Origin of the sequence: Brachybacterium nesterenkovii, from assembly GCF_900163655.1 — a bacterium.
Lineage (GTDB): Bacteria > Actinomycetota > Actinomycetes > Actinomycetales > Dermabacteraceae > Brachybacterium > Brachybacterium nesterenkovii.
Window position 1 is genome coordinate 84,716 of the sequence record NZ_FWFG01000099.1, and the last position, 14,623, is coordinate 99,338.

The 14,623-nt window shown below is 74.1% G+C and carries 9 protein-coding genes; 4 read left to right on the top strand and 5 right to left on the bottom strand.

Going from position 1 to position 14,623, the window contains the following annotated elements; translation table 11 throughout:
- Positions 1-37: 37 nt before the first annotated feature.
- From FM110_RS11440 to FM110_RS11450, 3 genes are all read right to left on the bottom strand, one after another.
- Positions 38-1,237 carry an MFS transporter gene (locus FM110_RS11440; RefSeq protein WP_087104882.1) on the bottom strand — a complete coding sequence of 400 codons (1,200 nt, stop codon included), beginning with the start codon at positions 1,235-1,237 and terminating at the stop codon, positions 38-40.
- Positions 1,234-2,004: a queuosine precursor transporter gene (locus FM110_RS11445; RefSeq protein ID WP_234992355.1), complete on the bottom strand. Its 771-nt coding sequence runs from the start codon at positions 2,002-2,004 to the stop codon at positions 1,234-1,236. The genes FM110_RS11440 and FM110_RS11445 overlap by 4 nt, the downstream gene beginning before the upstream one ends.
- A 110-nt stretch (positions 2,005-2,114) precedes the next feature.
- Positions 2,115-2,774, bottom strand: a complete 660-nt coding sequence (locus FM110_RS11450) for a TetR/AcrR family transcriptional regulator (RefSeq protein ID WP_087104883.1) — start codon at positions 2,772-2,774, stop codon at positions 2,115-2,117.
- A gap of 187 nt (positions 2,775-2,961) precedes the next feature.
- Here FM110_RS11450 and FM110_RS11455 point away from each other — a divergent pair, with 187 nt between their 5' ends.
- The 4 genes from FM110_RS11455 to FM110_RS11470 all read left to right on the top strand — a co-directional run bounded on the left by FM110_RS11455 (position 2,962) and on the right by FM110_RS11470 (position 9,145).
- Entirely contained in the window at positions 2,962-5,727 is a 2,766-nt protein-coding gene (locus FM110_RS11455) for an MMPL family transporter (RefSeq protein ID WP_087104884.1), read from the top strand.
- The gene (locus FM110_RS11460) at positions 5,724-8,393 is read left to right on the top strand and encodes a YhgE/Pip domain-containing protein (RefSeq protein ID WP_087104885.1); all 2,670 of its coding nucleotides are present in this window, start codon (positions 5,724-5,726) and stop codon (positions 8,391-8,393) included. The genes FM110_RS11455 and FM110_RS11460 overlap by 4 nt, the downstream gene beginning before the upstream one ends.
- Before the next feature lie 92 nt (positions 8,394-8,485).
- Positions 8,486-8,824 carry a type II toxin-antitoxin system RelE/ParE family toxin gene (locus FM110_RS11465; protein WP_200810231.1) on the top strand — a complete coding sequence of 113 codons (339 nt, stop codon included), beginning with the start codon at positions 8,486-8,488 and terminating at the stop codon, positions 8,822-8,824.
- 15 nt (positions 8,825-8,839) lie between these two features.
- The gene (locus FM110_RS11470) at positions 8,840-9,145 is read left to right on the top strand and encodes a helix-turn-helix transcriptional regulator (protein ID WP_087104886.1); all 306 of its coding nucleotides are present in this window, start codon (positions 8,840-8,842) and stop codon (positions 9,143-9,145) included.
- 48 nt (positions 9,146-9,193) lie between these two features.
- On the opposite strand, the gene FM110_RS11475 is transcribed toward FM110_RS11470, so the two are convergent.
- Positions 9,194-12,721 carry an error-prone DNA polymerase gene (locus FM110_RS11475; RefSeq protein ID WP_087104887.1) on the bottom strand — a complete coding sequence of 1,176 codons (3,528 nt, stop codon included), beginning with the start codon at positions 12,719-12,721 and terminating at the stop codon, positions 9,194-9,196.
- A 36-nt stretch (positions 12,722-12,757) separates the two neighbouring features.
- Positions 12,758-14,611: a DNA polymerase Y family protein gene (locus FM110_RS11480; RefSeq protein ID WP_234992358.1), complete on the bottom strand. Its 1,854-nt coding sequence runs from the start codon at positions 14,609-14,611 to the stop codon at positions 12,758-12,760.
- Positions 14,612-14,623: the final 12 nt, after the last annotated feature.

The following is a 14,623-nucleotide window of genomic DNA, read 5'->3' on the forward strand; positions in this document are numbered from 1 at the left end:
CCGGGAGGGCGCGACGCCCCGTTCTCATGCGGCGCGGTCAGGGCGCGGGCAGGTGGCGTCGGAGCAGCAGGGCCGCCGCACCGGCCGCGAGCGTCCACACCGTGGCCAGCGATGCCGTCGCCGCCCACCCCGCATGCTGGAAGCCGAGGGATCCGAGCGCCGACCCCGCGGTCGCGCCCGCGTAGTAGAACGCCAGATACACCGCGGAGGCCGTCGCCCCGGTTCCCGGCGGTGCCGCTCCGCTCACGCTCGCGGACGCGATGACGTGCCCGACGAAGAACAGCGCCGTCATGAGCGCGAGGCCCGCGATGATGGCGAGGGGATGCTCGGGCAGGGCGATCCAGAAGCCGACGGCGACGGCGAGAGCGCTCAGGAGCACCGCGGGCACCTCGCCGATGCGCGCCGCGATGGACCCGGTGCGCGCGCTCGGGAGAGTGCCGAGCAGGTACAGCAGGAACACCAGGTTCGCGGCGCCGGGGCCCCAGCCGATCCCGGGACCATGCAGACGGAACCCCACCACCGTGTAGGCGGAGTTGAAGGCTGCCATGAGCATCGCGCCGATGACGCAGGCGGCGAGGATGCGGGGTCGCGCGAGGACCGCGCGGACGGCGGGCACCGGGGACCTGGGCGGGAGCGCGACCGCCTCCCCTCCCGGAGGACGCAGGAGGGCGACGCCTGCCGCGCACAGCAGGCAGAGCATCGACATCACCCCGATCGCCGAGCGCCCGTCGGCGAGCTCGGCGATGAGACCGGGACCGACACGCGAGAACAGGCCGCCGACGGTGTTGCCCGCGAGGTAGACGCCGGTGGCCGAGGTGACGGCGGAGCGCTCGATCCGGGAGCCGAGGAGCGCCAGCGCGCTCGCCGGGACGAGGGAGATCAGCACGCCCTGGAGCACGCGCGCCGCCACCAGGGTGCCGATCGAGGGCATGGCGGCGACCAGGAGGCCGGCCAGCGCGGCGAGCACGAGGAAGGCGCGCATGCGGGTGAAGAGCCCGCGGGACAGGGCCGTGGCCGACAGGGGGACCATGCCGACGGCCATCCCCAGCGTCGTGCCGGCCACGGTCCAGCCCGCGAGGGCCTCGCCCGTCCCCAGGTCCGCGCTGATCTGCTGCAGCAGCCCCTGGGTGTCGTACATGACGAGGAAGACGGCGAACCCGGCGAGGAACACCGCTCCGAGCAGCCGCCGATAGGCGGGGGTGCCGGGGGCGATGAGCGCCGGGTCCGCGGGGCTCATGCGGCGGGGGCCCCGCTCTCGCGCAGGCGCGCCTGGTAGGTCGGATCGGTGCGCTTGAGCCAGCGGATCACGGCGGCCGTGACCGGGATGGCCAGGTACTGCACGACGACCTTGTAGAGGAACCCGAGCAGGGTGTACTCGAGCCACTGGCGCGGGGTGGTGATGCCGATCGCGGCGGCGGCGATCGTGCAGAAGATGATCGTGTCGACGAGCTCGCCCAGGCCGCTCGAGGACAGCAGGCGGGCGATGAGGCCCCTCTCCCCCGCGCGCGCCTTCATGCGCGACATGACGAGGGAGTTCAGGCTCTGCCCGGCGAGGAAGCCGCAGACGCTGGCCAGGACGATGATCCACACCGGGCCCAGCGCCGTCTCGAGGGCGGCCTGCTTGGCGGTGCCGTACTCGTCGGTGAAGCCCGGCAGCCAGATGATGACCTGATAGGCGATGACGGCCAGGATGTTCATCGCGAAGGACATGAGGATCGCCCGGCGCGCGGCGCGGGCGCCGTACAGCTCGGTGATCACGTCGCCGAGGATGTAGGCGAGGGGGAAGAGGAAGAATCCGCCGTCGGTGATGAGGTCGATGCCGATGCCGGGGACCGTGCCGAGGAGGACGCCCTTGGAGCCGCCGATCCCCGAGAGGATCACGACGACGCACATGAGGGCCAGGAGGATGTCGTAGTGGGAGGCTCCCCGGTCGGCGTAGACGGCGCCGACCGGGCGTCCAGACCCGGGGGACGGGATGACGGGGTGCGTGTTCTGAGTGGTCACCGGGCGACTCTAGCGGGCCGCGGCGCCGTGCTCGAGGCGCGCAGGGGCGACGGGCTCAGGCGGCGGCGAGGGGCTCGGACCGTGGCGCAGGCTCAGGCGGCGGCGCGGACTCAGGCGGCGGGGCCGATGAAGGCCCGCATGATGCGCAGGATGGTCTCGCCCGCGAGGTCCGTGATGTCGGCGCCGTCGAGGTGCTCCTGCATCATGAAGTCGGAGAACACGCCGATGAGGGTCTGGGCGAGCTGCTCGGGCGCGATCGCGCACCGCTCCCCCTTGGCCTCCATGCCCCGGCGCAGCGCGTCGGCGATCGCGTCCCGCAGGCGGTGGCGCTGGGTGTCGATGCCCTCGAGCCCCTCGGGGGCGCGCAGGGCGCGGGCGACGGCCTCGGAGTAGAGCAGGTACCACTGGCGTCCGTAGGGGCGGATCGCCTCGAAGACGCCGACCATCATGGCGGGGTCCGCGGCGGCCAGCGTCGTGCTCGCGGTCGTGCCGTGGGCGGCGAGGGCGTCGTCGACCGTCGCGCGGATGATCTGGATGACCTCGTCGGTCACCACCTCGAACAGTGCGCCGAAGACCTCCTCCTTCGAGGAGAAGCTCGAGTAGAACGCGCCGCGGGTGAAGCCCGCCGCCGTGACGAGGTCGTCGATGGTCGCCCCGTCGATGCCCTTGTCGACGAAGACGGCCAGGGACGCCCGGACCAGTCGGCTGCGCGTGTTCTCCCGGCGCCGGACGGCGGGGGCCGCGGGCAGCGGGTCGAAGAGGTCGGTCATGACGCCTTCCGGTCGAGGGGCGGGCGGTCGAGGGGCGGGGTCACCAGGATACGCGGCTCCAGAGATCTTGATGCATTCACGTATCGAGGATACATTTATGTATCCAATACGCCAGTGCTCTGACGTCCAGCGTACAACCGCCCGCGCCCCGCCGCGGCGGACCAAGGCCCCGCCCGGGAGGGTGCACATGTCCTCGAGCCTCTACCGACTCGGCCGCTCGATGGCGCGAGCCCGCTGGCGCGTGATCGGCGCCTGGTCGCTCCTCGTCGTCCTGCTCGCGGCGCTCGCCGTCGGCCTCGGCGGAGCGCTCAGCGCGCAGTTCGAGATCCCCGGCACCCAGGCGCAGGAGGGTCTCGACGAGCTCGCGACCCGTTTCCCGCAGATGAGCGGCACCTCCGGCCAGCTCGTGTTCGTCACCACCGACGGCACCGCGATCGACGCGCACGCGCCGCAGATCCAGGACGCCATGGCGCAGGCGGCGGAGGTCGACGGCGTCGCCGCCGCGCCGGACCCCTTCGCCGACGTCTCCCCCGGCACCCGCAGCGACGACGGGCAGGCGATCATCGGCTCGATCCAGATGGAGGGGCAGCCCGGGTCCTTCCCCGAGGGCTCGCTCGACCGCCTCTCCGACCTCGCGGACTCCGCGAGCACCTCCGGGCTCGAGGTCCACCTGGGCGGGCAGATCCTGCAGGAGGCCGCCATGCCCATGGGGTTCTCCGAGGTGATCGGCGTCGTCGCGGCGCTCATCGTGCTCGCCGTCACCTTCCGCTCCCTGCTGCCCGCTGCGGTCCCGATCACCACGGCCCTCGTCGGGATCGCCGTGTCCATGACCGCGCTGCTCGCCCTGGCATCGGGCGTCGACATCCCCTCGGTGACCCCCACCCTCGCGATCATGCTCGGCCTGGCCGTCGGCATCGACTACGCGCTGTTCATCGTGTCCCGCCACCGCGACCAGCTCGCACGCGGCATGGACGTCGAGGAATCGATCGGGCAGGCGATCGCCACCTCGGGCAGCGCCGTCATCTTCGCCGGCCTCACCGTGATCATCGCGCTCGTCGGCCTGTTCATCACGGGCATCCCGTTCCTCACCCTCATGGGCCTGGCCTCCGCGGCGACCGTCGCGATCGCCGTCGTCATCGCCCTGACCCTGCTGCCCGCCGTGCTGTCCCTGCTGGGCGAGCGGGTGCGACCCCGCCGCGGCCGCCGGACATCCCGCGGCGCCGACGCCCCCGCGGATGCCGAGCGCACCGACCGCACCGCCCTCGCTGCGCGCTGGGTCCGCCTGGTGACCCGGGTCCCCCTCCTGACCGTGCTGATCGTCGTCCTGGGCCTCGGCGCCCTCGCCCTGCCCGCCAAGGACCTCCGCCTCGGACTGCCCGACCTCGGGACCGAGCGCCCCGACACCCAGGCCCGCCAGACCTACGACCTCATCACCGAGCGCTTCGGCCCCGGCTACAACGGGCCCCTGCTCGTGACGGCCGACATCATCACCAGCACCGACCCCCTCGGCGTGATGGACGAGCTCGAGAGCCGCATCGCAGAGCTGCCGGGCGTCCGCGAGATCCAGCTCGCGACCCCGAACATGGGGGCCGACCTCGGCGTCGTCGTCGTGATCCCCGAGGGGGGCCAGACCGACGAGTCCACCGCCGCCCTCGTGCGGACCCTGCGCGAGCAGGCACCCGGCTGGGAGCGCGAGCTGGGCATCGCCGATATGAAGGTCACCGGGCAGACCGCCGTCACGATCGACATCACCGACCGCCTCTCCGGGGCGCTGGTCCCCTTCGGCGTCTTCGTCGTGGGCCTGTCCCTGCTGCTGCTGGCGATCGTGTTCCGCTCGATCTGGGTCCCGATCAAGGCGTCCCTGGGCTACCTGCTGTCCCTCGGCGCCGCCTTCGGGGCCGTCGCGATGGTCTTCGAGTACGGCTGGGGCAATGCGGCCCTCAACGTGCACGTGATCGGGCCGGTCATCTCCTTCATGCCGATCATGGTCATGGGCGTCCTGTTCGGGCTCGCGATGGACTACGAGGTCTTCCTCGTCTCCCGCATGCGCGAGGAGTACGTGCACTCCGGCGACGCCCGCGGCGCGATCGAGCGCGGCTTCACCGCGAGCGCGCCCGTGGTCATCGCCGCCGCGCTCATCATGATCTCGGTCTTCGCGTCCTTCGTGCCCGAGGGCACGTACATGATCCAGCCGATCGCCGTCGCGCTCGCCGTCGGCGTGCTCGTCGACGCCTTCGTCGTGCGGATGACGCTCGTCCCCGCCGTCCTCGCCCTGCTCGGGGACCGGGCCTGGTGGCTGCCGGCCTGGCTCGATCGTCTGCTGCCGACGATGGACGTCGAGGGAGAGGGCCTCGTCCGGGTGCTCGAGCACCGCCGCTGGACCGAGCGCCACGGGCGCTCCTCGCTGCGCTTCCAGGACGTCACCGCTCCCCTGCCCTCCGGCTCCGGCGAGATCGGCCCGCTCACCGGGCGCACCGCCCCCGGCACCCTGCTGGCCGTGCGCGGGGAGCCCGACGCGGTGGCGACCGTCCTCGCGCTCGTCTCCGGCCGCCGCGCCCCGCGCCACGGGATCATCGCCGTCCACGACCGTCTGGTGCCCGATGAGATCCGCGGCGTCCAGGCGCGCACGCACCTGCTGGCGAGCGGCGCCGACGTCGCTTCCCGCCTGCGCGCCATCCCGGAGCGGGCCGTGCCCGAGCGCACCGTCGTGATCGAGCGCGCCGCCGATCTCGACGCGGCCGGTCCCGGGGCACTCGCCCGCCTGGAGTCGATGCTGCGGCGCGAGGCGACCGTCGTCGTCGGCGCGAGCGGCCGCGACGACGCCGCCGCCCTCGCGCATCTGCAAGGACTGCTCGAGGAGCCCGACCGTCTGCTCGTCCTCGACCTGCCCGATCCTGCGACCGCCCCGCCCGCGGAGCATCCGCATCTCGCCCCCGAAGGAGCCGCACGATGAGCATCCTCCGCCGCCCCCGCTCCCTCCTCGTGGTGCTGCTGCTCCCCCTCCTCGTCGCCGGGGTGGGCATGTGGGCGCTCAAGGACCGGGTCGACCGCCTCGACACGGTGCCCGCCGCCGTCGTGAACCTCGACGAGGGCACCACCATGACGATCGACGGCACCGAGCAGTTCGTGCCCTTCGGTCGTCAGCTCGCCGCCGGGCTCACGCGCCCGGACGCGGCGGCCTCCGCGAGCGCGGCATCGGCAGACTCCCCCGCGACCGCTGGGTTCGACTGGCGCCTGACCGACGAGGACGACGCGGAGCAGGGGCTGCGCGACGGCACCTATGCCGCCGTGATCGTGATCCCTGCGGACTTCAGCACGAAGCTCGCGACGCTGGGCACCCCGGACCCCCAGAAGGCGGATATCCAGGTCACGACGAACGACGCCTCCGGCGCGCTCGACAGCGCGATCGGCATCGCCGTCTCCCAGGCCGCCGCGTCGACGACGGGCAGCGAGATGATCCGCCAGTACCTCTCCCAGCTCTACGTCGGCTTCAACACCATCCAGGAGAGCTTCTCGCAGGCCGCCGACGGCGCCGCGGGCATCGACGAGGGCATCACGGGGCTCGATGAGGGCATTGGGCAGACCCGCGACGGAGCCCGGGAGCTGTCCAACGGCGCGACGGGCCTGGCCGGCGGCACCCGGGACCTCTCGGACGGGGCCGCGCAGCTCGACGACGGCGTGCAGGCCACCGCCGACGGCACGCACGACCTCGCCGACGGTCTCGGGCAGCTGGCCGACGGCACCGACTCCGTCGCCCAGGGCAACCGCGACCTCTCCGACGGGCTCTCCCAGCTGGCCGACGGCACCGCCGGCACGGCGCAGGGCACGCGGGACCTCTCCGACGGGCTCTACCAGCTGGCCGACGGCGGCGATGACCTCGCCGACGGCGCGCGGCAGCTCTCCGACGGCATCAACGGCACCGACGGTCAGCCCGGGCTCGTCACCGGTGTCGACCAGCTGCAGGCCGCGGTCGACGGCGACGGGACGGCCGCGAACCCGGGCCTCATCGCGGGTGCCGAGCAGCTCGCCGACGGGACGCGACAGGCCTCCGACGGGGTCCGCCTCGCGTTCGAGGGCGACGGCACGCAGAGCAATCCGGGGCTCGTGGCGGCCTCCGGCGGCTTCGCGGACGGCGTGGAGCAGTACACGGGAACGATCGATGACCTCGCCGCCGGAGCCGACGCGGCGTGCTCGGCGTTCAGCACCGAGGAGATCACCGCCGATCCGCGCCTGGGCGCCCTCTGCGCCCCCGCTCAGGACGGGGCCGCCCCGCCGAGCCTGCGGGCAGGGCTCGGGCAGCTGGCCGGCGATCCCGGCGAGCAGCTGCGCACCGGCGCCCGCGGCACCGCCGATGGCATCACCGCCGTCGCCTACGGAAGCGACGGGCAACCCGGCCTCATCGAGGGCATGGACCAGGCGGCGTCGGGCGCGGAGGAGTTCGCGCGCCAGGCACCCGCGCTGCGCGATGGGGTCGGGCAGCTCAGCGACGGCGTGCACCGGCTCGGCGACGGGGCCTCCCAGCTGGCCGACGGCACCGAGCAGCTCGCCGGCGGGATCCGGGACAGCGCCGACGGGGCCTCCCAGCTGGCCGACGGCACCGAGCAGCTCGCCGACGGCATGCGCGACAGCGCCGACGGCGCCTCCCAGCTCGCCGACGGGGCCGATGGCCTCTCGACCGGCGCCCACGACGCGGCCGACGGGGCCTCCCAGCTGGCCGACGGCACCGACCTCCTCGCGGACGGCTCGTCCCAGCTCGCCGACGGCACCTCCCAACTCGCCGACGGCGCCGATCAGCTCGCCGACGGCACGACCCGTCTGGCCGACGGCACCGATCAGCTGGCGGACGGCTCGGCGCAGCTGGCCGACGGCAGCGGGCAGTTCGCCCAGGGGCTCCGCGACGGGGCCGACCAGATGCCCACGTACTCCGCGTCCGAGCGCAGCGCCATGAGCGACATGGCCGCCGAGCCCGTCACGAGCGTCGCCGACCGCCAGAACCAGGCCGACGGGGCCGCCACGGCGACCTTCCCCTTCGTGGCCGCCCTGGCCCTCTGGCTCGGGGCCTTCGGCTCCTTCCTGCTGGTGCCCGCCCTGTCGCGCCGCCTGCTGGACGCCGCGATGCCGATGAGCGGCGTGGTGCTGCGCTCCCTGCTGCCGGCCCTCGCGATCGGTCTGGTCCAGGCCGTCGCGGTGCTCGCCGTGATCACCGCGATCGGGATCCGCCCGGTGTCGGCGCTCGGCGTCGGGGTGCTGACGCTCGCCGGTGCGGCCGTCTTCGCCGCCCTGCATCAGGCGCTCGTGGTGCTGCTGGGCGGCCGGGTCGGGCGCGTCGCCTCGCTCGTCATCATGGTGCTGCAGGTGGTCGCGCTGGCGGGGATCCTCCCGTTGCAGACCGCCCCGCCGCTGCTGCAGTCGCTCAGCGCGCTGATGCCGATCACGATCCTGTCCAAGGGGCTCACCCATGCCGCGCTCGGCGGCGCGCTCGTCTCGACCTCGGCGACGCTGCTGGCGCTCGCGGCGTGGACGCTCGGCTCGCTCGCCGTGACCCTCCTGGCCTCGCGGAACGCGCGGTCGGCGCGCGGGCCACGGTCTCCGCTGGAGGCCGACCCGCTCGCGGTGTGAGGCGGAGCCGTCACGGCCCTCGCGCCCGCCGGGCCTGTCAGCGACCTCCGGACCCTCTTGCCTGCAGAACCTGCAAGGTCTGGATTGTGCTCATGTGGACCGTGGATCTCGAGCGCATCGAGCCCTGGCTCACAGCGCTCGACAACGACTCACGCGAACAGGTGATCGCGGCACTGCGCATCCTGAGCGACCTCGGTCCACAGCTCGGCAGACCGCTGGTCGACAGCGTCACCGCTTCTCGCCACAAGAATATGAAGGAGCTCCGCCCCGGTTCGTCCGGGCGATCCGAACTCCGCATCCTGTTCGCATTCGACCCGCACCGTCGGGCGATCCTCCTCCTCGCCGGAGACAAGGCGGGAAGCTGGACGCAGAGGTATCGCAGGAGCATCCCATCGCGGATGACCTTTTCGACGAGCATCTGCGCTTTCTGAAGAGAGGAACCGGTCATGGCCCTGACGCTTGAGGAATACATCGCCCGTCATTCTGTCGATGAGGAGCGGGTGCAGGCGCATCAGAACACGATGCTGGCGCAGGTGCGCGCTTATCGACTGCGGGAGCTGCGGGAACAGGCTGGCTTGACCCAGGCTCTGGTGGCCGAACGGATCGGGGTCGGCCAACGGCAGGTCTCCACGATCGAGAACGGTGATCTGGAGAGCACACGCAGCGGCACCATCCGCGGATACCTCGAGGCGGTGGGGGGCGGGCTCGCCGTCGACTTCGTCATCGGCGATCAACGCATCCAGGTCGTCTGATCCTCTCGCCTCCTCCCCGGTGACCTCCCCCGGTCGCCCGCTCGCTCCTCACTGGAAGTCCCGCGCCCGCCCGGCCGCGGGCAGCTCCAGCACGGCGACGCCGTCGGCCACGAGGTTCACGGCTCCGCTCGCATTCTCGACGATCCCGCGCAGCACGACGGACCGCGAGGTCCGCAGCACCGCCCGGTGGCGCCGCCAGAACCCCTGGGAGCAGACGACGTTGAGGATCCCCGTCTCGTCCTCGAGGCTCAGGAACGTCACGTTGCCCGCGGTCGCCGGCCGCTGGCGGTGCGTGATGACCCCGGCCGTGAGCACGCGACTGCCGTCCTCGACATGCCGCAGGCCTCGGATGCCCAGTACCCCGTCCGCCGTCAGGGCCTCGCGGACGAGCGCCATCGGGTGCTCCCCGGGCGTGATGCCCGTGGCCCAGGCATCGGCACCGGCGAGCTCCGCATCGCTCATGCCCGGCAGCATCGGCGCCTGCGCACCCACGGCCGTGCCCGGGATCGTGTCGGGCGACTCCCGGGCCGCGGCGCCTGCCGCCCACAGCGCCTGGCGCCGGGACGAGGCGAGGGCGTCGAGGGCCCCGGCGGTCGCCAGGGCCTCCAGCTGCCGGGCCGACAGCCGCACCCGGCGCGCGAGGTCCGTGACCGAGGCGAACGCTCCCCCGCGCTCGCGGGCTTCGACGATCCGCTCGGCCGTCTCCTGGCCGATCCCCCGCACCTGCGTGAGGCCCAGGCGGATCACGGGCCCCGACGCGGCAGTCGCTCCCTGCACCTGCGGGCGCGCGGCCCGCAGCGCCTCCTTCTGGGCCTCGCTGAACGCTCCCGTCCCCCGCCAGGTGCCGTCCGGTCGCCGCCGCATGCCCGCCGCCTCGAGAACCGCGTCGTCGTCCGGGACCGCGCGGGCGCAGTGCTCGGCATCGGTCTCGATCGTCGTCTGCACGTCGGAGACGGCGATGTCGACCCCGCGGGTGAGGACCCCGTGGCGCCGGGCATCGGCCACGAGCGACTGCGGCGAGTAGAAGCCCATCGGCTGGGAGCGCAGGAGTGCCGCCGTGAACGCCGCCGGGTAGTGCGCCTTGAGGTACGCGCTCGCGTACACGAGGTAGGCGAACGAATAGGCGTGGGACTCGGGGAAGCCGTAGTTGGCGAAGGCGAGGAGCTTGCGGAAGATCGCCTCGGCGTCCTCCCCTGTGATCCCGTGGCGGGCCATGCCCGCGAACAGCCGATCGGACAGCGCCATCATCCGGTCGGTCGAGCGCTTGGAGCCCATCGCCCGTCGCAGCTGGTCGGCCAGCGCCGGGGTGAAGTCGGCGACGTCGACGACCATCTGCATGAGCTGCTCCTGGAACAGCGGGATCCCGAGCGTGCGGCCCAGGGACTTCTCCAGCAGCGGGTGGATGAACGCGACCTCCTCCTCGCCGTTGCGGCGCCGGATGTAGGGGTGCACGGATCCGCCCTGGATGGGGCCGGGACGGATCAGCGCGACCTCCACCACGAGGTCGTAGAACTCGCGGGGCCGCAGACGGGGCAGCGTGGCGATCTGCGCGCGGGACTCGACCTGGAACACGCCGACGCTGTCGCCGCGGCACAGCATGTCGTAGACGACCGGGTCCTCCTGCGGGATGGTCGCCAGCTCCAGATCCTGCCCGTGGTGCTCGGCCACCAGTGCGAGGGCGTGGTCGAGGGCGGTGAGCATCCCGAGCCCCAGCAGGTCGAACTTGACCAGGCCGGCGTCCGCGCAGTCCTCCTTGTCCCACTGCAGCACGGTGCGCCCGGGCATGCGGGCGTGCTCGACGGGGCACACCTCGATCACGGGGCGGTCGGCCAGGACCATGCCGCCGGAGTGGATGCCCAGGTGGCGCGGGGCGTCGCGCAGCTGATGGGCCAGCGCGATCACGTCCTCGGGGATCCCGCTGCCCTCGAGCGAGGAGAACGAGCGCTCGATCTGCCGCGACCAGGCGTCCTGGCGCCCGACGTCGTGGCCGAGCGCCCGGGCGGCGTCGCGGACGGCGAGCTTGGCCCGGTAGGTGATGACGTTGGCGACCTGGGCGGCGTTCTCCCGGCCGTAGCGGTCGTAGACGTGCTGGATCACCTCCTCGCGGCGGTCGGAGGCGATGTCGATGTCGATGTCCGGCGGGCCGTCGCGCTCGGGGGCGAGGAAGCGCTCGAACAGCAGCTCGTGGCCGACGGGCTCCACGTTGGTGATGCCCAGCGCGTAGCAGACGGCGGAGTTCGCGGCCGACCCCCTCCCCTGGCACAGGATGTGCTCGCGGCGGCAGAAGGCGACGATCTCGTGGACGATGAGGAAGTAGCCGGGGAAATGCAGGTCGTTGATGATCCGCAGCTCGTGGTCGATCTGCGCCCAGGCCCCGGGGACGCGCTCGGGGCGGTCCGGGGTCGGACGGGATCCGTAGCGCTCGCGGGCGCACTGCTCGACGAGCTCGACCAGCCAGCTCGCCTCGTCGTGCCCGGCGGGGACGGGGAAGGGCGGCAGGTCCGGGGCCAGCAGCTGCAGGTCCAGGGCGCAGTCGGCGCCGATCCGGGCGGCCGCGGCCACGGCCTCGGGGTAGCGGGCGGTCAGCGCCAGCATCTCCGCGCCGCTGCGCAGGTGGGCGAGGCGGCTGCTCAGGTGCGGGTCCGCCTGCTGCAGGCTGGTGCCGGCGCGCAGCGCGGCGTGGACGTCGGCCAGGCGCTTGTGCCCGCTGTGGGCGTAGTGCGCGTTCGCGGTCGCCACGAGCGGCAGCGTCACCGTGTCCAGCCCATGCTCCTCGCGGACGATCCGCGCCCCTTGGGCGATCGCGTCGCAGAGCTCGTCGTCCAGGACATCGCCCAGGCGGGTGAGCTCGACGGCCACGTTCCCGCGGCCGAACAGGTCGACGAGGCGCTCGATCGCTCCGGCCGCGGCCCGGGCGGCGCCCTCGAGGTCGCCCTCGAGGAGGGGCGGGCGGGCCGCCGCGGCGACGGCGCCCTTGCGGCAGCCGGTGAGGATGAGCCAGTGGCCTTCGCGGGCGCTCGCCGCGAGGTCGGCGAGGCGGTAGCGGGGCGTCCCCTTCTCCCCGCCGTCGAGGTGGGCGCGGGCGATCGTCGCCGACAGCTGCCGGTAGCCGGTCGCGTCGCGGGCGAGCACGAGCAGGTGCTCGCCTGCCGGGTCGGGCACGCCGGTGCGCGGCGCGGTGCGCACCGGCACGGCCGAGGCGACGGCGGCCCCGGGCTCGGTCCCGAGCGTGAGCTCGGCCCCGTAGACGGCGTCGATCCCGTGCTCGCGGGCGGCGCGGGCGAAGCGGACCGCGCCGGGGAAGCCGTCGTGATCGGTCAGGGCGATGGCCCGCAGGCCCAGCCGGGCGGCCTCGGCGACCATGTCCTCGGGGCTCGAGGCGCCGTCGAGGAAGCTGAAGTGGGAGTGGGCGTGCAGCTCCGCGTAGGCCACGTCGACCCGCGGGGCGTAGGAGTCGGCGGGCCGCTCCGGGGTGCGGATCACCTCGACGGCGGGGCGCAGCACCTGCGCGGGGCGGTCCGAGAGGACGGCCTCGAGGTCCTTCCAGGCGGGCGGTCCGAGGAACCAGCGGCTCATCGCGCACCGCCTCGCGCGGCCGTGCGCACGCTCGGCTCAGTCATAGATCCCCTCCAGACGCCAGGCCCCCTCCTGGGACAGGGCCAGCACGGCGAGGGCGCCCTCGCCCCGCGACAGCTCGGAGGCCCCGTCCGCGCCGTCCGCCAGGTCTCTCCGGCCCTCCCTGCTCGCCCGGCCCTCGCCGGGCAGGGCGAGGGCCAGCTGCAGGCGGGCGGCGCGATGCCCCGCGCCGCTCCACCAGCGCTCGTCGAGGACGGTCGGGGCGCCGTGGGCGGTGACGGCGAGCTCCCGCATCCCCGCGAGCGCTCCGTGGGCGAGCACCTCCGCCGTCTCGGCGGGGATCCTCAGGCGCACCGGCACGGCGCTGAGCAGCCCGCGGGCGGTGACCACGACGGGACGCCCCGCCGCATCATGGAGCTCGATCGGCGCCGGACGACGGAGCACGGTCGCGGGCACCGGGCGGGGCAGGGACCCGGGCCAGGGCCCCTCGTGACGGGGCGGCTTCTCGGAGCGCCAGGGCACGAGGGAGATCTCCTCGGCCAGCAGGCGGCCGCCGGTGGCGACGGGCACGAGCACGGCGTGCTCCCCGGCGAGCCCCTGTGCGCGGGCGAAGGCGCGCGAGGCCCGCTGGGAGGCCTCTCCGGCGCTGCCCCACAGGCCCGGGGCGCCCTCGCCGGCGGGCATGAGCTGGAGGGGGTGCAGCGAGATCCGGGTGATCGCGCCGGTGCGGGTCGTGCCGAGGCGCGCGCTCGTGACCCACCCGTCGCACTGCCAGCGGATGCGGTCGACGACGTCCGCGACGGACAGGGCGCCGTCGTGGCGCCAGGTCCGCTCCATCTCCGCACCGTCCTCGGTGCGGGCGAGGATCCGCAGCCGCGTGCAGATGAGGCCGCGCCGCACGAGCATCTCCTGCAGCTCCTCCGCGAGGGGGCGGGCGACGAACGCCGCCTGGTCGGTGCGCTCCAGCGGCGTCTCGAGCACGGTCTCGACGACGAGCGGCAGCTCGGGGCGGTGCATGGCGGGCGGTGCGGGCTCGCGCCCCTGCGACAGCAGGTGCAGCAGGGCGATGTCGGGACCGAAGCGATCGGCCACCGCGGTCGCGGGCAGGGCCGCGAGGTCCCCCAGGGAGGCGATGCCCAGGCGCTGCAGGAGATCGACGGTCTCCGCGAGGTCCAGGCGCTTCTCCCGCGCCCCTGGCGCGGCCCGGTCGCGGTGCCCCCAGCCGGGGCCGACCGGGGCGTGGCGCAGGGCCGCGATCGGGTGCGGGGCCAGGTACTCGGCGCTGCGGCCGGGGCGGACGATGCGCCCGGTGCGGGCCGCGAGCAGCGCGGCGAAGGGGCCGTCGGCGATGCCGACGGAGCAGTCCCAGCCGGTGAGCTCCGCGACCGCGTCGACGATGCGCTCGGCCAGGGCCTCCTCTCCCCCGGCGTGGCGGGCGGGGCCGCGCGCCCCCAGCAGCAGGATGCCCGGGCGCAGCACGTCCACGCCGGCGGCGACGGTGTCCACGGACGCGGCGACCAGCTCGAACAGCGCGGACTCGTTCTCCCGGTCGGTCTGGAGCACGGTCGCATCGGGGCAGAGGGCCTGCGCGGAGCGGCGGCGCATCCCGATCTCGACGCCCGCGCGCCGCGCCGACGGATCGGCATGCGCCACGCGGTGGCGGTCCAGGAGCACGAGCGGAGCGGCCGCCCGGGCATCGCGCCCTGTCCCCTCTCCCGCGCTCCGGGCGGCCTCGAGCTCCCGCTCGTGGCGGTCGCGGGCGGCCACGAGCGGCCAGTCGGGCACGATCACGGCGGCCGTGCGCGTCGCTCGCCCGTCCGCTCCCCGGGAAGGGGAGGGGCCCGCCGGGGCCATCGCCTGCGCGTCCGGTCCGTGCGCGGGCCCGGTCATGAGCGCCTCCCC